Source organism: Streptomyces sp. NBC_01622, assembly GCF_045209635.1.
Taxonomy (GTDB): domain Bacteria; phylum Actinomycetota; class Actinomycetes; order Streptomycetales; family Streptomycetaceae; genus Streptomyces.
Genome location: NZ_CP109293.1, coordinates 9,867,870 through 9,886,361 on the forward strand (window position 1 = coordinate 9,867,870; position 18,492 = coordinate 9,886,361).

General features: G+C 71.8%; 13 protein-coding genes and 1 pseudogene. 8 read left to right on the top strand and 6 right to left on the bottom strand.

All coding sequences use genetic code 11. The annotated features are described in order from the left end of the window. Positions 1 to 20: 20 nt before the first annotated feature. Complete coding sequence (locus OH768_RS45770; RefSeq protein WP_406462754.1) at positions 21 to 2,624, bottom strand: CHAT domain-containing protein; 2,604 nt, start codon at positions 2,622 to 2,624, stop codon at positions 21 to 23. A 109-nt stretch (positions 2,625 to 2,733) separates the two neighbouring features. Between OH768_RS45770 and OH768_RS45775 the strand changes: the two genes are divergently transcribed. From OH768_RS45775 to OH768_RS45785, 3 genes are read left to right on the top strand one after another with little or no spacing between them, the layout of a single operon-like run. Beyond that, positions 2,734 to 4,170 (top strand): S8/S53 family peptidase, encoded by a 1,437-nt coding sequence (locus OH768_RS45775; protein WP_406462755.1) that lies wholly within the window; start codon positions 2,734 to 2,736, stop codon positions 4,168 to 4,170. Next, positions 4,167 to 4,805 carry an RNA polymerase sigma factor gene (locus OH768_RS45780; protein ID WP_406462757.1) on the top strand — a complete coding sequence of 213 codons (639 nt, stop codon included), beginning with the start codon at positions 4,167 to 4,169 and terminating at the stop codon, positions 4,803 to 4,805. Before OH768_RS45775 ends, OH768_RS45780 begins: the two co-directional genes overlap by 4 nt. A gap of 5 nt (positions 4,806 to 4,810) precedes the next feature. Next, on the top strand, positions 4,811 to 5,353 hold the full coding sequence (locus OH768_RS45785; protein ID WP_406465706.1) for a hypothetical protein: 543 nt from the start codon (positions 4,811 to 4,813) through the stop codon (positions 5,351 to 5,353). A 105-nt stretch (positions 5,354 to 5,458) separates the two neighbouring features. Here OH768_RS45785 and OH768_RS45790 read toward each other — a convergent pair whose 3' ends face one another. From OH768_RS45790 to OH768_RS45805, 4 genes are all read right to left on the bottom strand, one after another. After that, positions 5,459 to 6,685, bottom strand: a complete 1,227-nt coding sequence (locus tag OH768_RS45790) for a cytochrome P450 (RefSeq protein WP_406462759.1) — start codon at positions 6,683 to 6,685, stop codon at positions 5,459 to 5,461. Between the two features lie 57 nt (positions 6,686 to 6,742). Further along, complete coding sequence (locus tag OH768_RS45795; protein ID WP_406462760.1) at positions 6,743 to 7,555, bottom strand: N-formylglutamate amidohydrolase; 813 nt, start codon at positions 7,553 to 7,555, stop codon at positions 6,743 to 6,745. Continuing rightward, complete coding sequence (locus OH768_RS45800; RefSeq protein WP_406462761.1) at positions 7,552 to 7,674, bottom strand: hypothetical protein; 123 nt, start codon at positions 7,672 to 7,674, stop codon at positions 7,552 to 7,554. The genes OH768_RS45795 and OH768_RS45800 overlap by 4 nt, the downstream gene beginning before the upstream one ends. A gap of 95 nt (positions 7,675 to 7,769) precedes the next feature. Further along, positions 7,770 to 9,989, bottom strand: coding sequence for an NADP-dependent isocitrate dehydrogenase (locus OH768_RS45805; RefSeq protein WP_406462762.1), 2,220 nt, complete (start codon positions 9,987 to 9,989; stop codon positions 7,770 to 7,772). A 210-nt stretch (positions 9,990 to 10,199) separates the two neighbouring features. On the opposite strand from OH768_RS45805, the gene OH768_RS45810 reads away from it, so the two are divergent. Continuing rightward, positions 10,200 to 11,795: a M1 family metallopeptidase gene (locus tag OH768_RS45810; RefSeq protein WP_406462763.1), complete on the top strand. Its 1,596-nt coding sequence runs from the start codon at positions 10,200 to 10,202 to the stop codon at positions 11,793 to 11,795. Positions 11,796 to 11,813: 18 nt separating this feature from the next. Here OH768_RS45810 and OH768_RS45815 read toward each other — a convergent pair whose 3' ends face one another. Continuing rightward, positions 11,814 to 12,911: a mechanosensitive ion channel family protein gene (locus tag OH768_RS45815; protein WP_406462765.1), complete on the bottom strand. Its 1,098-nt coding sequence runs from the start codon at positions 12,909 to 12,911 to the stop codon at positions 11,814 to 11,816. A gap of 387 nt (positions 12,912 to 13,298) precedes the next feature. On the opposite strand from OH768_RS45815, the gene OH768_RS45820 reads away from it, so the two are divergent. From OH768_RS45820 to OH768_RS45835, 4 genes and pseudogenes are all read left to right on the top strand, one after another. Then, positions 13,299 to 14,738: an FGGY family carbohydrate kinase gene (locus OH768_RS45820; RefSeq protein ID WP_406462767.1), complete on the top strand. Its 1,440-nt coding sequence runs from the start codon at positions 13,299 to 13,301 to the stop codon at positions 14,736 to 14,738. Beyond that, positions 14,735 to 16,138: an FAD-dependent oxidoreductase gene (locus OH768_RS45825; RefSeq protein ID WP_406462769.1), complete on the top strand. Its 1,404-nt coding sequence runs from the start codon at positions 14,735 to 14,737 to the stop codon at positions 16,136 to 16,138. The genes OH768_RS45820 and OH768_RS45825 overlap by 4 nt, the downstream gene beginning before the upstream one ends. Then, positions 16,135 to 17,106: pseudogene (locus OH768_RS45830) on the top strand (NAD(P)/FAD-dependent oxidoreductase); the annotation flags it as partial. The gene OH768_RS45825 and the pseudogene OH768_RS45830, both read left to right, overlap by 4 nt. 98 nt (positions 17,107 to 17,204) lie before the next feature. Next, positions 17,205 to 18,374, top strand: a complete 1,170-nt coding sequence (locus OH768_RS45835) for a low temperature requirement protein A (RefSeq protein ID WP_406462771.1) — start codon at positions 17,205 to 17,207, stop codon at positions 18,372 to 18,374. The last annotated feature ends 118 nt before the right edge of the window (positions 18,375 to 18,492 follow it).

Sequence of the window (18,492 nt, forward strand, 5' to 3'; positions counted from 1 at the left end):
TGCCTCGGCGGATTCGCCGGTCACGCCGCTCCGAACGCCGTGAACGCCCAGCCCGTCGCCTGGTGGACCGCGTCCCCCGGCAGCGCGGCCCGGGCGTCGCGCAGCGCCTCCGCCAGGGAGAGGCCCGTGCTGAGGCCCTTGTGCAGGGCGAGCATCAGCGGGACCACGGCGGCGTCGTTGACGGGGGCGCTGCTCGCCACCACTCCCGCCGTACCCAGCGGGAGCAACGCCGTTACCAGCCCGAGGAGTTCGTCCGCGCCCACCGAGGCGAGGCGGGCCGTGTCGCAACTGGAGAGGATGATCCGGTACGGGCTGCGGGCGAGACGTTCGAAGTCATGAACGATGAGCGGGCCGTCGGCCATGCCGAGGGACGAGAACAGGGGGCTGTCCGCGCGGAACGTGCCGTGCGCGGCGATATGGGCCAGGGTCGCGCCGTCCAACTCGGCCAGTACCCTGGGGACTTCGGCGTCGTCGTGCTCCAGCACGGTCGGCCTGCCGTAGCGGCCGGCCAGGTCCGGGACTTCGGCGCCGCCGGTCGCGAGGCCGGGCCCGCGCACCAGGACATGCCGTCCGCCCGGCGGCGGCCGGGTGTCCAGGGCGCGCAGCCAACTGCCCGCCGACGGCGACACACTGAACACCCGCTCGCGCAGCGAGGGCAGCAACGCCCAGGGAACGCGGTGCAGTCGGCCCGGCGGGACCACCACGACCGGCCCGGAGCCCAGGTGCCCGGCCGCCTCGCCCAGGAGCAGTTCCTCCAGTCGCCGGCCCGCCGCCTCCACCACCGGCAGCCTGGCCTCCGCCCCGGGGTGCGCCAGCCGCCGCAGCCCCGCCTGTACGTGTTCCGCCTCGGCCATCGCCTCCGCGAGCAGGCCCGCCGCAAACCGCCGGACCCGCCCCTGGCCACACAGCAGGGCGTGCACCCGCCCGTCGACCACGGCGAGTTCCACCAGTCGTCCGTCACCGAGGCGTTCCAGCAGGCGAGTTGGATCAAAGCGTTCGCCCTCGCCGGGGGCGTCACCGCGCATGTGGAGGGTCCTGGAGCGGATCTCCCGTTCCAGGCGCCGCTGTTCGCGCTCCAGGGCCGGCACCGGGTGACCCTCCATCCGGGCCTCCTCCGCGCGGGCGGCGATCTCACGGAACGCCGTCAGACCGCTGAGCAGGACCGGGTCGGCGGGCGGCCGGGCCGGCGGGGTGGACAGCGCGGTCGCCCGCCAGCGCTCGCTCCACGCCAACAGCCTTCGCGGACCACCGGAGTCGAGGCTCGCCCGCTGCGCGAGCGCCGCCAGCTCCGCGCCCTGCGCGGTCGCCCGGGCCCGCAACTCCGAGGCACCCAGGGTCGTACGGTGGTCGTCCAGGACGTCGAGCCCGCGCCGGCAGGCCTCCAGCACCCCGCGTCCCGAACCGGCGGCCTCGGCGCGCAGCGCCTGCGCCGCCCAGCCGGTCATCCGGGCCAGCGGCGGCCCGGCGCGTCTGCTGCGGGCGGCCACCGCCAAGTGCCGTTCCGCGTCCGCCGTCCAGCCCAGCGCCAGCGCTATCCGGCCCGCGAGCAGCGCGGCCTCCGGCGCGGACGGGGAGCCGAACGCGGCCAGCCGGCCGGCCACCGCGGCGGCGTCCGCGACCAGCCGGCCCGACGCCCGACCGGCCGCCAACCTCGCCTCGATCAGCACCAGTTGGGCATGCGTCTGCCACCAGGTGCGGCGCTGTGCGGCGAACAGCCGTACCGCCACGGCCGCGCGCGCGATCGCCGTGGGCGCATCGTCCGCGAGCCGCGCCGCCCGGGCGGCCACGAGCAGCAGTTCCGCCTTGCGGGTGGACTGCCCGCCGATGCCGTCCAGCAGCCCGACCGCCGTGTCCGCCTGGGCCAGCGCCTCCGCGGCCAGGCCCGCGCTCAGCAGCACCTCGCAGCGGCGGATGGTGAGCATGAACGTCGGGGTGGTCAGCTTGGCGTACATCTCCTCGGCCTCGTCGAGGAGCCGGAGCGCGACCGGGATGTCGCCCGACCGGAACGCGGCCAGGCCCCGGCTCTCCACCGCGTCGGCCTTGTCGTGCTCCTGGCCGGTGGTCTCCCACAGCCGCTCGGCCGCCGTGAAGTCGGCATCGGCCCGGTCCACCGCGCCGAGCGCCAGATGCACGGTCGCCCGTAGGGTCAGCGCCCGCGCCGTCCAGATCACGTCGTCGGTCTGCCGCAGCACGGGGATCGCCCGCCGTACGTCGTCCAGGGCCTCCTGGTGCCGGCCCAGCACCCACCAGACGTAGGCCCGCCGGAACAGGACGCGCGCCCTGGTCTGTCCGCTGCCGCGCGCGATGCCCCGCTCGAAGGCGGCCAGGCCCTGCCGGGTGCGGCCCGCGTGCACCAGCGCCACCCCGAGCGTGCCGAGGACGTCCGCCTCCCGGTCCGCCGACTCCGCGCGCACCGCCAGATCCCGGGCGCGCCGCAGATGCTTCAGAGCGAGCCGCAGGTCGCCGAAGTCCCGCTGCCAGATACCGATCACATGGTGGGCCACCGAGGCCTGGAACGGCGTCGGATCGCCGTCGAGGACCTCCCGCGCACCGGCCAGCGCCTCGCTCGGAGCCGCGAACACCATCGGCAGCAGTTCGAGAACCGGGTCGCCATCCGCTGTCACTCCTCGGATGGTAGTGGCCCCCGGTGCACACCACACGCGTTTGGCGCTGTATCAAGTAACGGCCCGCAGGCTCTGATTGACGACCGCCGCCGCAGTGGGAGGACACGCCATGGCACCACAGCGATTCCACGAGCAGTTCGACCAGATCCAGCGCTCGATGCCCGACATCCCCCTCGCGATGGGACCGGACGACTCCGCCGAGTTCTTCTACGAGAAGGGCGTCGTGCTCGCCCGCGACGGCGAGGAGGCCCGCCTCGTCGAGGACACCGTACGCACCCACTTCACCGAGGCCACCGGCCTCACCGCCGACTCCGTCCGCCGGGCAGGACCCGAGACCAACCGGTCCGGGATCACCCGCATCCAGGTCGGCGACCCCGGCCACGGCGACCGGCGCGGCGACCGCGCCGTAGCCAACGCGCTGCGCGCCCTGCGCGAGCCGGAGGGCCGCGCCGGACGGCGACTCGTCAGCCGCAACCACGTCGTGTCGATCGCCGTGAACGCCTGTCCCGGCGACGAACCCGTGCCCGCCCCGCTCACCCAGGGCGCCAACCCCGCACCCGCGGAAGCCGGTTACGACCCGGACACCGCCGTCGACGTCCTCGTCATCGACACCGGACTCATGCACGACTACCGGTCCTACCCGCTGCTGGCCCACGTCCAGGGCGACCCGCAGATCAAGGAGACCGACGCGGCGGGAGTGCTCCAACAGTACGTAGGACACGGCACGTTCATCGCCGGGCTCGTCGCGGCCGTCTCGCCCAACACCGAGGTGACCGTCCGCAACACCCTCAACGACGCGGGCGCCATCCTCGAATCCGACTTCGGCGAGGCGCTGTTCGCCGCCGTCGACCAGAACGGCTGGCCCGACGTCATCAGCCTCTCCGCCGGCACCACCAACGGCCGCACCGACGGACTCCTCGGCGTCGAGGGCTTCATGCAGGCCCTGCGCGCACAGCGCACCCTGCTCGTCGCGGCGGCCGGCAACAACGCCAGCGCCACCCCCTTCTGGCCCGCCGCCTACGCCGACCTGCCCGACTACCGGGACGTCGTACTCTCGGTCGGCGCACTGCGCGGCGACGGCGAGCACGGCGCCTGCTTCAGCAACCACGGCGCCTGGGTGAAGGCCTACGCCCCCGGCGAGCGGCTCATCGGCCCCCTCACCGGCTTCGACGCACCCACGCCGTACACCTACCAGCACAGCACCTACGACGCCTGCCGGTTCGGCTTCACCTACTCCTGCACCTGCCAATACCCCACCCACACCGGGGTGTTGAGCCAGCAGGGCGCCAACTCGGCCGGCAAGCCCGACCAGGTGATGTTCGAGGGGTTCGCGCACTGGAGCGGGACCTCGTTCGCCACCCCCGTCGCCGCCGGCCTGGTCGCCGCCTACATGACCGCCAACAAGGAGGGCGACGCGCGCGCCGCCCGTACCCAACTCCTCGCGGCCAACACCGAGTACGCCGAAGTACGCGGGGCGCATGTACCGGCGCTGCGCCCGCCCACCTGGCGCCCGGTCCCCGTCGTGCCGCTCTCCGCTCCGGCATGAGGGCCGGAACCATCCCCTCCACGGCGTACGATGACATGCCGTACACGAGGGGTGGCACCGTGGACCGTGCAGAAGTCGGCGCGCTCGTCCGGTCGGCAGTCGACGGCGACGCGGCGGCCTGGAAGGCGCTCGTGGAGGGGCTCAGCCCACTGGTCTGGTCAGTGGTGCGCGCCCATCGGCTCTCCGACGCCGACGCCGGCGAGGTGTACCAGACCGTGTGGTTCCGCTTCGCCCAGCACCTGGGCCGGATCCGGGAACCCGACAAGGCGGGCTCCTGGCTGGCGAGCACAGCCCGCAACGAGTGCCTGAAGGTGATCAAGGGACTGCGGCGGCTCATGCCCACGGACGATCCCCAACTCCTCGACCGCGTCAGCGAGGCGCGCACCCCCGAGCAGTCGGTCCTCGACTCGGAGGAGGCGGCCTCCGAGGCCGAGCGCATCCGCAGGCTGTGGCAGGAGTTCGCCGAACTGGGCGAGCGGTGCAGGCAGTTGCTGCGCGTCCTGATGGCCTCGCCACCACCCAGCTATCAGGAGGTGTCCGCCGGTCTGGGCATCGCCGTGGGCAGCATCGGACCCATGCGCCAGCGCTGTCTGCGCCGGCTGCGGGCCCGACTGGACGCCGGGGAGGCGCTGTGAACGGCATGTACGGCGACGGTCCCGGCGCGTTCGACGCCTTCGGCCAGGACCCCTTCGACGACGAGGAGTTCGACGACCAGCAGGGCGAACAGGACGACGACGGCTCGGAGTTCGACGACGCCCTCCTGGAGGAGGAGCTGCGCCAGGCGGCCGCCATCCTGGACCCGGTCCCCGCCGAACTGCGCCAAGTCGCCATGGACGCCTACGCGTTGTACGACATGGACAGCCGGCTCGCGGAGCTGACCTTCGACTCCCTGGTCGACGCCATCCCGATCAGGGGAGCCTTGGACGTGCCCCGCATGCTGACCTTCACGGCGGGCGAGCTCAGCGTCGACGTGGAAGTCACGAGCGAGGGGCTGATGGGGCAGGTGATGCCGCCGCAACCGGCCGGCATCGAAGTCCTGAACGGCTTGCAGGCACTGCGCCCCACCACCCTCACGGCCGACTCCATGGGCCGTTTCACCAGCGACGTACCCCCCGCCGGTCCCTTCGCGCTACGGCTGCGGACCGGCGGGGAGGTGGTCGTCACGGAGTGGCTGCGGGCGTGACCGCCGGTGCGCGAGGAAGGAGAGCGGGACACCCCTTCCTCGCGCATCAGGGCCTGCCACGCCCCGCGTCTGCGACAGGATCCGCCGGACAGGCCCTGGCGCCCTCTACCAGGTCACCGGCAGCGTCTGCGGGCCCCGGATCATCGTCTTCCGGCGCCAGACGATCTCCTCGGCGGGAACGGCAAGTCGGAGCCCGGGCAACCGGTCCAGCAGAGTGTCGACGAGGAGTTCGGTCTGCAACCGGGCCAGCACGGCACCGGTGCAGTAGTGCGGGCCGCTGCCCAGGGCCAGATGCGGGTTGGGATCGCGGTCGACGTCGATGTGGTCCGGGTCCGGGAAGACGGTCGGGTCGCGGTTGGCGGCGAGATAGGAGACGTAGACCGGGTCCCCCGCGCTGATCCGCCGGCCGTGCAGCTCGACGTCCTCCAGGGCGATCCGCGCCAGCCCGACCGAGGAGCGGTGCGGTATGTAGCGGAGGAGTTCGTCCAACGCGCCCTCCCTGCACTCGGGTTGACCCCGCAGGCGCTCCAGCAGCTCGGGGCGGGTGAGCATCAGGTACAGCATCTGGCCGCAGTTGTGGGTGACCGCCTCCCCGCCGATCTGCAACGGGCCCGCGAGGCCCACCGCCTCCGGCTCGCTGATGTCGCCCCGGGCCACCGCGGTGCCCAGCAGCGAGTACACATCGCTGCCGTCGCTGTCGGCGCGGGCACGGATGGTGTCGGTGATCCACGCGTACATGCCGTTCTTGGCCCGGTCGGCGGCCTCCGCGCCACCGGACGTGGAGATGATCTGCCGGGTCCAGGAGTGCACCTGCTCCCGGTTCTCCTCGGGTACGCCCATGACTTCGCTGACCACCGCGAGCGGGAAGGGCTCCAGGACCCGCTCGATCAGATCCGCCGGCGGCCCGTCCGCCACGACCCCGTCCACCAGCGAGTCGAGCAGCGACTGCGCCCGGGGCCGCAGCCGCTTCATCGCGCCGACCGTGAACGCGCCCGCGACCGGCTTGCGCAGCCGGTTGTGGTCCGGCTGGTCGGCGAACGCCAGTGACCCCGGGCGCGGCTTGAAGTGCGGCGCCATGCGCGTCACTTGACGGGTCGTCACCTCCGCGCGGCCGAACCGCGGATCATTGGTGATCACCTTCACGTCGTCGTAGCGGGTGGCCAGCCAGGCCCAGCCCTCACCGTGCGCCAGCCGGATCCGGTTCAGCGGGCCCTCGCGCATCAGCTCCGCGAGCACCGGGTCGAAGTCGGTCCCGGTCAGATCGATCGGGGGCCAGTCCCGCACGGGCGGCTGCGGGGTCTGGCTGGTCAGCGTGGTGGTCTCCTCGGTCATGCGTCCACCCTCGTACGCCCCCGCCCGCCTGTCCTGCGGGAGTGCTCCAGCCGGAGGTCAGTCCGATTCGGCGGCGACGAGCGCCGCCAGCGCCGTGGCGAGCCGCGCGATCGCGGTTCCGTCGGGCGGCCCGCCGGGCTCCGTCATGTACGTGTCCCGGCGCAGCTCCACCATCAGCGCGCCCACGGCCGGCTCCTTGCCGTAGAACTCCAGCGGGACGTAGGTCCCGATGAAGGGGCTGTTGACGCCGATCTCCCCGCAACCCGCGAACGCCTCGCGCGCCGCCGCCAACAGTGAGGGCGGGGTGTGGAAGGCGTCCGTGCCCAGGCAGACGGGTGGCCGGGGGCCGGTGCCGTGCAGTTCGTAGGGGAGCGGGTCGGTCGGGTAGGAGTGCAGGTCGATCACGACGGCCCGGCCGGTCGCGGCCAGCCGGTCGGCGACGGCCTCCGTCATGGCCCGGGCGTACGGGCGGAAGCAGCGGTCGATCAGCGGCTCGGGATCGTGGTCTGCGGGCCGTAGCTCGGCGCGGTGGGTGGTGCGGGTGTAGACCGCGCCCATGCCCACGGCGAGCATCTCCTCCCGCTCGTCCGGGAACCGCTCCGGATCGACGACCAGCCGGGACAGCCGGTTCACGAACCGCCACGGGCGGAGGGCACACGCGCGTGCCGCCTCCTCGGCGATCCGGGCCGTGTGGCTGTCGGTGATGTGGTCCAGCTCGCGCGCCAGCGCCGGGTCGTCCAGCAGGATGTCCGCGCGGACGTCGGCCGGTATCTCCCGCGCGGAATGCGGGACATGGACGATCACGGGCGAGTCGGCGGCGCCGGACAGCAGCTCGAAGGAGGGGCCGGAGGACGGCGCGGAGGGGGTCACGGGCGGCTCCCGGAGGCGTTGTCAGTGGCGTGGTGCAGGATCAAGGTATCGGCAGCGACGATCAGGGACCGGGGGAGCACCACGTCCGCGTGCGTGAAGCCGTACGTGTTGGCCGGCAACGAACCAGAGCGTATGCGAACGCAGCCGCCCCGGCCGGAGGGGACCCCGGCCGGGGCGGAGAGACGAGCGCGAGTGGCCTGGAAGGCTCCGTGCGTCAGCTCAGGGAAGCCAGCGCCTCGTTCCACGTCGTCGAGGGGCGCATGACCTTCGCGGCCTTGACCGGGTCGGGCTGGTAGTAGCCGCCGATGTCGGCCGGGTTGCCCTGGACCGCGAGGAGCTCCTCGATGATCGTCTGCTCGGCGCCCGCGAGGGTCTCGGCGAGAGAGGCGAAGGCCTTCGCGAGGTCCGCGTCCTCGGTCTGCGCGGCCAGCTCCTGCGCCCAGTACAGGGAGAGGAAGAAGTGGCTGCCGCGGTTGTCGATGCCGCCGACGCGACGGGTCGGGGACTTGTCCTCGTTGAGGAAGGTCGCCGTGGCGCGGTCGAGGGTGTCGGCGAGGACCTTGGCGCGGGTGTTGCCGGTGAACGTCGCGTACTGCTCCAGGGAGGGGACCAGCGCGAAGAACTCACCGAGCGAGTCCCAGCGCAGGTAGTTCTCCTTGACGAGCTGTTGGACGTGCTTCGGCGCGCTGCCGCCGGCGCCCGTCTCGAAGAGTCCGCCACCCGCCATCAGCGGGACGACCGACAGCATCTTGGCGCTGGTGCCCAGCTCCAGGATGGGGAACAGGTCGGTCAGGTAGTCACGCAGCACGTTGCCGGTCACGGAGATCGTGTCCTCGCCGCGGCGGATGCGCTCCACCGACAGCTTGGTCGCCTCGACCGGCGCGAGGATCCGGATGTCCAGGCCCTCGGTGTCGTGCTCCGGCAGGTACGCCTCGATCTTCTTGATCAACTGGGCGTCGTGCGCGCGGGTCTCGTCGAGCCAGAACACCGCCGGGTTCCCGGTGGCACGGGCACGCGTGACGGCCAGCTTCACCCAGTCCTTGATCGGGGCGTCCTTGGTCTGGCAGGCGCGGAAGATGTCACCCTTGGCGACCGGCTGCTCCAGGACGACGTCGCCGGCCTGGTCGACGAGGCGGACCGTACCGGCGGCCTGGACCTCGAAGGTCTTGTCGTGCGAGCCGTACTCCTCGGCCTTCTGCGCCATCAGACCGACGTTGGGCACCGAGCCCATGGTCGAGGGGTCGTAGGCGCCGTGGGCACGGCAGTCGTCCAGGACGGCCTGGTAGACGCCGGAGTAGGAGGAGTCCGGGAGCACCGCGAGGGTGTCCGCCTCCGCGCCGTCCGGGCCCCACATGTGGCCGGAGGTGCGGATCATGGCCGGCATCGAGGCGTCGACGATGACGTCGGACGGCACGTGCAGATTGGTGATGCCCTTGTCGGAGTCGACCATCGCGAGCGCGGGGCCCTCGGCGATCTCCGCGTCGAAGGACGCCTTGATCGCGTCGCCCTCGGGCAGCGCGGCGAGGCCCTTGAGGATGCCGCCGAGACCGTCGTTGGGGGAGAGACCGGCGGCGGCGAGCGTCGCGCCGTACTGCTCGAAGGTCTTCGGGAAGAAGGCGCGGACCACGTGGCCGAAGATGATCGGGTCGGAGACCTTCATCATCGTGGCCTTGAGGTGCACCGAGAAGAGGATGTCCTCGGCCTTGGCGCGGGCGATCTGCGCGGTGAGGAACTCGCGCAGCTCGGCGACGTGCAGCACGGAGGCGTCGACGACCTCGTCCTTCAGGACGGGTACGGACTCGCGCAGCACGGTGGTGGTGCCGTCCTCGGCGACCAGCTCGATGCGCAGCGCACCGGCCTCGGTGATCGTCGCGGACTTCTCGGTGGAGCGGAAGTCGTTCTCGCCCATGGTGGCGACATTGGTCTGGGAGTCGGCCGACCAGGCGCCCATGCGGTGCGGGTGGGTCTTGGCGTAGTTCTTGACCGAGGCGGGGGCGCGCCGGTCGGAGTTGCCCTCACGCAGGACCGGGTTGACCGCGGAGCCCTTGATCTTGTCGTAGCGGGACTGGATGTCCCGCTCCTCGTCGGTCTTCGGGTCGTCCGGGTAGTTCGGCAGTGCGTAGCCCTGCTCCTGCAGCTCGGCCACGGCGGCCTTGAGCTGCGGGATGGACGCCGAGATGTTCGGCAGCTTGATGATGTTGGCCTCGGGCGTCTTCGCCAGTTCGCCCAGCTCGTGCAGGGCGTCCGGGATCCGCTGGTCCTCGGTGAGGTACTCCGGGAACACGGCGATGATGCGCCCGGCCAGCGAGATGTCCCGCGTGGTCACGGCGACACCCGCCTGCGCGGCGTACGCCTGGACCACCGGCAGGAAGGAATACGTCGCCAGGGCCGGGGCCTCGTCAGTGTGCGTATAGATGATGGTCGAGTCAGTCACCGGTGCTCCGCTCCACGTCTGCAACATTGCTCGACATCAAGATATCTCGTGATGGGATCCCACTCGACAGCGGTCTGTCCGCACTGCGCGAACATCTGTCCGTCGATCAAGGGCAACCGACCGCCCGGTCCGGAAGTCAGTAAGAGGTGGATCACCTTCACTGACCGACGGCCGGAGCTGACCATCCGGCCGCCCGAGCGAAAGCGGATCATGAGAAATCGCACCAGAGTGACGGCCCCGCTGGCCGCCCTGATCGGTACGGCAACAGCACTGACCACGGGATCCCCGGCCTTCGCGGCCGGACGGGGGAACGACGACGGGACGACCGGAGGGGGCAACGCGGACGCGGCGACCGGAGGGAAAGGCGCCGAGGGTGCGGAGACCCTCGGCGACCCGGTGTTCCCGAGCCTCGGCAACGACGGCTACCGCGTCGGCTCCTACGACCTCGACCTCGCCTACGACGCGACGACCGGGCTCGTCGACGGCACGGCCACGATCGAACTTCATACGAGCGACCGCCTGACCCGCTTCTCCCTGGACGCCCTCGGCCTCGACATCCGCACGGTCCGTGTCCAGGGCCGCAGGGCCGACTTCGAGCAGGCCGACGAGAAGCTGCGGATCACGCCCGAGAGCACGCTCCCGGCGAAGGCCCGCGTCACCGTCTGCGTGGAGTACTCCGCCGACCCGGGCCGCGCCGCCGCGCCCACCGGCGGCTGGGTCGTCACCCCCGACGGTTTCGCGGTGTGCGGCCAGCCGAACCTGGCGCACACCGTCTTCCCCTGCAACGACCACCCCAGCGACAAGGCCGACTTCACGTTCCGGATCACCGTCCCGGACGGGCTGCGCGGGGTCGCGAACGGTCAACTGGTGTGCACCGAGCGGCTGGACGGCGACCGGACCGCGTTCAGCTACCGCTCCCGCTCACCCATGGCGACCGAGCTGGTGCAGATCACGGTCGGCGCCTACGTCGTCCAGGAGCGCAGCGGCCCGCACGGGCTGCCGCTGCGAGACATCGTGCCGACCGCCCGCGCCGCCGCCCTGGAACCGGCGCTCGCGCTGACGCCGGGCCTGGTGGACTGGCTGGAGCAGCGGCTGGGGGCGTTCCCGTTCGAGACGTACGGACTGCTGCCCTGCAACTCCGACGACCCAAATGCCTTCGACTTCACGGGACTTGAGACCCAAACCCTCACCCTGTACAAGCCGAACTTCCTGCTCCAGACGGAGAGCAAGATCGGCTCGCACATGATGCACGAGCTGGTCCACTCCTGGTTCGGCAACAGCGTCAGCCCCGCCACCTGGGCCGACCTGTGGCTGAACGAGGGCCACGCCGACTTCTACGGGCTGCTGTACCGCTACGAGCGCGGCTGGCCCGACTCCCTCGGGCTGACCACGATGGAAGCCCGCATGAAGGACACCTACGCGCGCGGCGACCAGTGGCGCCACGACTCGGGCCCGGTCGCCACCCCCAACGCGGTGAACCTCTTCGACAGCCAGCGCTACCTGGGTGGCGTCCTTGTCCTGTACGCCTTGCGGGAGTTGATAGGCGAGGACACCTTCCACGCCGTGGAGCGCGCCTTCCTCGCCCGGTACCGCGACTCCTCGGCGACGACGGAGGACTACATCGCCGTCGCGTCGAGTGTCTCCGGTCAGGATCTGTCCGGCTTCCTGCGGGACTGGCTCTACGGTACGGCGACGCCGCGCATGCCTGGCCATCCGGACTGGACGGTGACGCCGGTGAAGCCGTCGCTCACCGTCCCGCACAGTCGGACCGGCAGGCACTACCACGACAACTCGGCGACGCTCTGAGGGAGTTGACCGGCCAGGTCAGTCGAGCCGGGTGGAGGACACTTCGCCCGGCTCGTCCTCCGGGATCCGCTGCTGCGGTATGGCGATCGCGCCCTGCTGCAACGCCACCGTCCGCGTCGGCGCCGGAATCCGGATGCCCTCCTGCCGGTACCGCTTGTGCAGGCGCTTGATGAACTCGTGCTTGATGCGGAACTGGTCGCTGAACTCGCCCACACCCAGGATCACCGTGAAGCCGATGCGGGAGTCGCCGAAGGTGTGGAAGCGGATGGCCGGTTCGTGCTCGGGGATCGCGCCGGTGATGTCGGTCATGACCTCGGCGATGACCTCCATGGTCACGCGCTCGACGTGCTCCAGGTCGCTGTCGTAGCCGACGCCCACCTGGACCAGGATCGTCAACTGCTGCTCGGGACGCATGAAGTTGGTCATGTTCGTTTTGGCGAGCTGGCCGTTCGGTATCACGACGAGGTTGTTGGAGAGAGCCCTGACCGTCGTCTGACGCCAGTTGATGTCCTCGACATAGCCCTCCTCGCCGCTGCTCAGCCGGATGTAGTCGCCGGGCTGTACGGTCTTGGAGGCGAGGATGTGGATGCCGGCGAAGAGGTTGGCGAGGGTGTCCTGAAGCGCGAGCGCGACGGCGAGACCGCCGACGCCCAGGGCGGTGAGCATCGGCGCTATCGAGATGCCCAGCGTCTGCAGCATCACCAGGAAGCCGATGGCCAGGACCAGTATCCGGGTGATGTTGACGAAGATCGTGGCCGAACCGGCGACACCGGAGCGGGAGTTGGTGACCGCCCGGACCAGACCGGCTATCACCCGGGCCGCCGACACCGTCACGGCGAGGATGATCAGCACCCGGAGGGTCTGGTTGACCTGGTGCTGGACCGTGTGCGTCAGCGGCAGCACCGCCCCCGCGACCGCCGCGCCGCCCGCGATCGCCGACCACGGCACCACGGTCCGCAGCGCGTCGACGATCACATCGTCGCCGCTCCAGCGGGTGCGGTCGGCGTGCTTGCCGAGCCAGCGCAGCAGTACGCGCAGCAGAAACGCCGCCAGCAGGCCCGAGGCCAGGGCGATTCCGGCCAGCATGAAGTCGTCCAGGGTCGGCGTACGGTTCATCGGTCACCTCCGGGGAGCGAAGCTGCGGCGGAGAGGGCCGCCAACGGCCGGATGCGAAGTGTCGTCACGTTGCCACCTGCTCGAATTGCGGGCATTGCCGGTATTGCGCTCGCGTCGGCCGGGACGGACCCGTGCACCGGCGCGACCGCTCATCCTGCCGTATCCGGACGGGGAGTTCGTACCCGGTGCGGGGCTGTGAGCATGGGTTTCGGACGATGCCCGGACCACCGCCGAGCGCGGTGAGGCGCACGTTCCGCACCGTCCCCCGTTTCGCGGTCCTCCCCAACTCGACAGATATATCCGCCAGTTGACTGAAGATCAGAAATGCTTGACGTGGTGTGCGGACCGGCGGCAGGCTGTCGGGCGTTGATCTACGGGAGGGGTGGTATGACGGGTCCGGTACTCGCCGTCGACCAGGGAACATCCGGTACGAAGGCCCTGGTGATCTGTCCCGAACGCGGCGTGATCGGCACCGGGTTCGTCTCGGTGGGGAACCGCCGGCTGCCGGGCGGCCTGGTGGAGGCCGACCCCGAGGAACTGTACGAGTCGGTGATCGTCGCCGGGCGCCGCGCGCTCGCCGAGGCCGACGAACCCGTGACGGCGCTGGGCCTCGCCAATCAGGGCGAGACCGTACTCGCCTGGGACCCCGACACCGGCATGCCGCTGACCGACGCGCTCGTGTGGCAGGACCGCCGCGCCGACAGCGTCTGCGTCGAACTCGCCGAGCACGCTGATGAGTTACGCCGACTGACCGGCCTGCCGCTCGACCCGTACTTCGCCGCGCCCAAGATGGCCTGGATCCGCCGCCACCTCACCCGCGAGGGCATGGTCACCACCAGCGACTCCTGGCTGGTGCACCGCCTCACCGGCACCCATGTCACCGACGCCGCGACCGCCGGCCGTACCCAACTCCTCGACCTGGACAAGGCCGCCTGGTCGCCCCGCGCCCTCGACCTCTACGGACTCCTGGACGAACGCCTCCCGGGAGTCGTCGACTGCGCCCAACCCATCGGTACGACCACCGCGTTCGGCGCCGAGATCCCCCTCACCGGACTCGTCGTGGACCAGCAGGCGGCCCTGCTCGCCCAGCGGATCACCGCACCCGGCGGCGCCAAGTGCACTTACGGCACAGGGGCGTTCCTGCTCGCGCACACCGGCGACACACCCCGGCGCGGGGACTCGGGCCTGGTGAGCTGCGTGGCCTGGCGGCTGGACGGGCGGACCAGTTACTGCCTCGACGGGCAGGTGTACACGGCGGCGTCCGCCGTACGCTGGCTCACCGACCTCGGCGTCATCACCGGCCCCGCCGACCTCGACCGCGTCGGCGGCACCGTCCCCGACAACGGCGGCGTCACCTTCGTCCCCGCCCTCGCCGGACTCGCCGCCCCCTGGTGGCGCGGCGACCTGCGCGGCTCCCTCACCGGGCTCGGCCTCGACACCACGGCCGGGCACCTGGTGCGCGCCCTGTGCGAGGGCCTCGCCGCACAGGTCGTAGAACTCGCCGAAGCCGCCGCCACCGACCTCGGCGCACCCCTCGACGTGCTGCGCGTCGACGGCGGCCTCACCCGCTCCGCCCTGCTCATGCAGACCCAGGCCGACCTCCTGCAACGCCCCGTCGAGGTGTCCGTGCTGCCCGACGCGACCGCCCTCGGCGCGGGCGCGCTGGCCCGCCTCGGCGCCGAGCCCGGACTGGCCCTCGCCGACGCGCTGCCCGGCGGAAAACCCTCCGCCGTCTACGAGCCCCGTATCGGCCCCGACCAGGCGGCCGAACGCCTCGCCGCCTTCCGGGCCGAGGTCACCGCCCTGCTCGACCGCACCCCCGTATGACCGTCACGGCCAACGGCCCGCTGCCGTCGCGGAGTTACGACGTGGCGGTGGTCGGGGCGGGAGTGGTCGGCTGCGCGATCGCCCGCGAACTGGCCCGGCACCCGAAGCTGCGCGTCGCGATCGTCGAGGCCCAGGACGACGTCGGCCAGGGCACCTCCAAGGCCAACACCGCGATCCTGCACACCGGCTTCGACGCCGTACCGGGCACCCTCGAAGCACGCCTCGTCCGCGAGGGTGCCCGCCAACTCACCGCGTACGCGGCGGAGTCGGGCATCCCCGTCGAGCCGGTCGGCGCGCTGCTCGTCGCCTGGGACGAGGAACAGCTCGCGGAGCTCCCGCACTTGGCGGAGAAGGCCGTACGGAATGAACACCGTGCCACCCGTCTGATCGAGCCCTCCGAACTCTACGCACGCGAACCCCACCTCGGCCCGGGCGCGCTCGGAGCCCTGCGCGTGCCCGGCGAGAGCATCGTCTGCCCCTGGACGACGACACTGGCCTACGCCACACAAGCGGTCCGGCACGGAGTCGACCTGCACCTCAACTCCCGTGTGGAGAAGATGAGTCGGCAGGGCGGCACCCACGTCCTCAGCACCGCCCGGGGCACCCTCCGCGCGCATTACCTCGTCAACGCCGCCGGACTGCACGCCGACACCCTCGACCGCCGGCTCGGCCTTCACGACTTCACCGTCACTCCGCGCCGGGGCCAGCTGATCGTCTTCGACAAGCTCGCCCGCGACCTGCTCCGCCACATCCTCCTGCCCGTCCCCACGGCACTCGGCAAGGGGGTTCTGGTTGCCCCGACCGTCTACGGCAACCTGCTGCTCGGCCCCACCGCCGAGGACCTGGACGACAAGCGGGCGACCGGCACGACCGCCGAAGGCCTCGCCCTGCTGCGGGAGAAGGGCGCCCGCATCCTGCCCGCGCTGCTCGACGAGGAGATCACCGCCGTCTACGCCGGCCTGCGCGCGGCCACCGAGTATGACGACTACCGCATCACCGCGCACCCCGAGCAGGCGTACGTCACGGTCGGCGGCATCCGTTCCACCGGCCTGACCGCGTCCCTCGCGATCGCGGGGCACGTCACCGCGCTGCTCGCCGACACGGGCCTCGGCCTCGGCCCGGCGGAGGATCTGGAACCGGTCCGCATGCCGAACCTCGGCGAGGCATTCCCCCGCCCCTACCAACGGGCCGAACTCATCGCCGCCGACCCGGAGTACGGCACCCTCGTCTGCCACTGCGAGCGCGTGACGCGCGGCGAGATACGGGACGCGCTCGCCAGCACGATTCCGCCGCGCGGCCTCGACGGCCTGCGTCGGCGTACGCGGGCCCGGGCGGGCCGCTGTCAGGGGTTCTGCTGCGGGGCGGCCGTGCGGGAGTTGTTCGAAAGAGCCGGGACGTGACCCGACCACCGAGCGAACGCCCACCCCGCGATGTCGACGTCCTGATCGTCGGCGCGGGCCCCGCCGGACTCGCCGGCGCCGCGCGTCTCGCCGCTGCCGGAGTCGCCCGAGTCGAAGTCCTGGACCGGGAACAGCAGGCCGGGGGAGTGCCCCGGCACTGCCACCACGGCGGCTTCGGCACCTGGACGCATCCGCTCACCGGACCCGCGTACGCCCGCCTGCTGCTCGGCGCCGCCGTGCGTGCCGGAGCCGTCGTCCGTACCGGGGTCACCGCCCTCGACTGGGCGGGGCCGCTGGCCCTCAACACCGTTGGCCCGCAAGGGCCGGAGACCGTCCGTGCGGCGGCCGTCGTGCTCGCCACCGGTGCCCGTGAACGCCCCCGCGCCGCTCGCCTGGTGCCGGGCACCCGGCCCGACGGGGTGTACACCTCGGGCGAGTTGCAGCAGGCGGTGCACCTGTACCGGCAGCGGATCGGCACCCGGGTGGTCGTGGTCGGTGCCGAGGACGTCTCCTACGCGGCGGCCGACACCGCGCGGGCCGCCGGAGCCGAAGTCGTCGCCATGGTCACCGAGTTCGGCCGTTCGCAGACGACTCCCGCCCGCGCCCACCACGCCCGACTCCGCTTCCGACACCCCGTCCCGCTCCTCACCGACGCCACGGTCACCGAACTCCTCGGCCACGGACGGCTGTCCGGCGTCCGCGTCCGGCACCGGGACGGCCGTACCGCCCGACTGGCCTGTGACACCGTCGTGTTCACCGGGGACTTCGTGCCCGACCACGAACTCGCCAGGCGCGGTGGGCTCGTTCTGGACTCCGGCACCCGGGGCCCCGCCGTCGACGGGAGCCTGCACACCTCGCGGCCCGGCGTGTTCGCCGCAGGCAGTGTGCTGCACCCCGGGGAGAGCGTGGCCACCGCCACCCGCGACGGCAGCCATGTCGCCGCCACCGTAAGGGAGTTGCTCCAAGGGCCCCGGAGTTCCCACAGCAGGTGACCCGACTCGCCGCAGTAGGAGCCCGGTTCGGCGATTCCCCGCCCGCCGGACCCCGCCCGTGCGCCGATACGACGATGACCGACGCAACCGCGACAACGACCGTCCCGGCCGTTCAGGTGCGCGACCGGGCCACCTGGGCGGAGCTCTTCTTCGATCTGGTCCTCGCGTTCGGCGTGGGCCAGATCGCGCATCTGCTCGCCGGACACCCCACCTGGCCCGTCCTCGGACAGTGTCTGCTCGCGCTCGTCCCGCTCTGGTGGGCCTGGGTGGACGTCGTCATGGCGATGAACGCCGTCCACGAGACCAATCTGCAACGCGTGTTCCTCCTGATGACCGCACTCGCCGTCTACGGCATGGCGGTTGCCGCACCGCAGGCGCTCGTCGACCGGGAACAGGCCCTGCTGTACGCGGGCAGCTACCTCGCGCTGCGCCTGCTCATCGGCGAGGCCATCCGCAGAGAGTGCGCCCTCTACACCATCCACCCCTACCGGGCCGGACTCGCCTTCGCCCTGGTGCTGTTCGCCGCCGCCACCCTCCCCGCCCCCTGGCGCGAGGTGTGCTGGGCGTTCGCCGTGATCGCCGAACTCGTGGCGCCCGTGCTGCTCAGCGGCCATCTGCGGCGACTGGCCTTCGGCGTCAACCATCTCCCTGAGCGCTTCGGGCTGTTCATCATCATCGCCCTCGGCGAGAACATCTTCTCCGTCGGCGCCGGAGTCGCCAAGGGCCCCCTCGACCCGGTCAGTCTGACCGCGCTCGTCCTCGCCTTCCTCATCGGCTGCGCCCTGTGGTGGCTCTACTTCCACCTCGCCGCCTCGGCCGTCGCCCACGCCCTGCGCACCCACCCCACCCCCGCCGTCGTCGTCCGCGACGTCCTCAGCTACGGCCATCTCGCCCTGGTCGCAGGCCTGTTGCTGGTCTCCGTCGGCGCCGTACGCACCGTGCACGACCCGCTGCGGGTCCCGCACTCCGGCGCCGCAGGACTGCTGCCCGTCGGCGCCGCCCTGATCCTGCTGACGTTCTGCTATACGCGCCGCCGGATGTTCGGTGCCGCGTCCGCCACCCGCTTCTACTGCGGACTGGTCCTGCTGGCCGCCGCCGTCGTCGCGCCCCTCGTGCCGGCCCTCGCCGTGCTGGCCCTCACCACCCTGCTGCTTCTGCTGGTCAACGGCGTCGAGCACTGGCTGATCAGTACTGGCCGGAGCGTGCCGCTGGTGCTGCGCTCACGGTCCTTCGGCGCGACCTGACGTAGTGCGGGGACGGACCTCGGGCAGTGCCGCCGGCCTCCTCGCGACGCGCGCGAGGGTCCGGGCGGCGTTCCTACGGTCGCCGTATGCAACTTTCCCGTTCGGAAGAGGAGGTGGC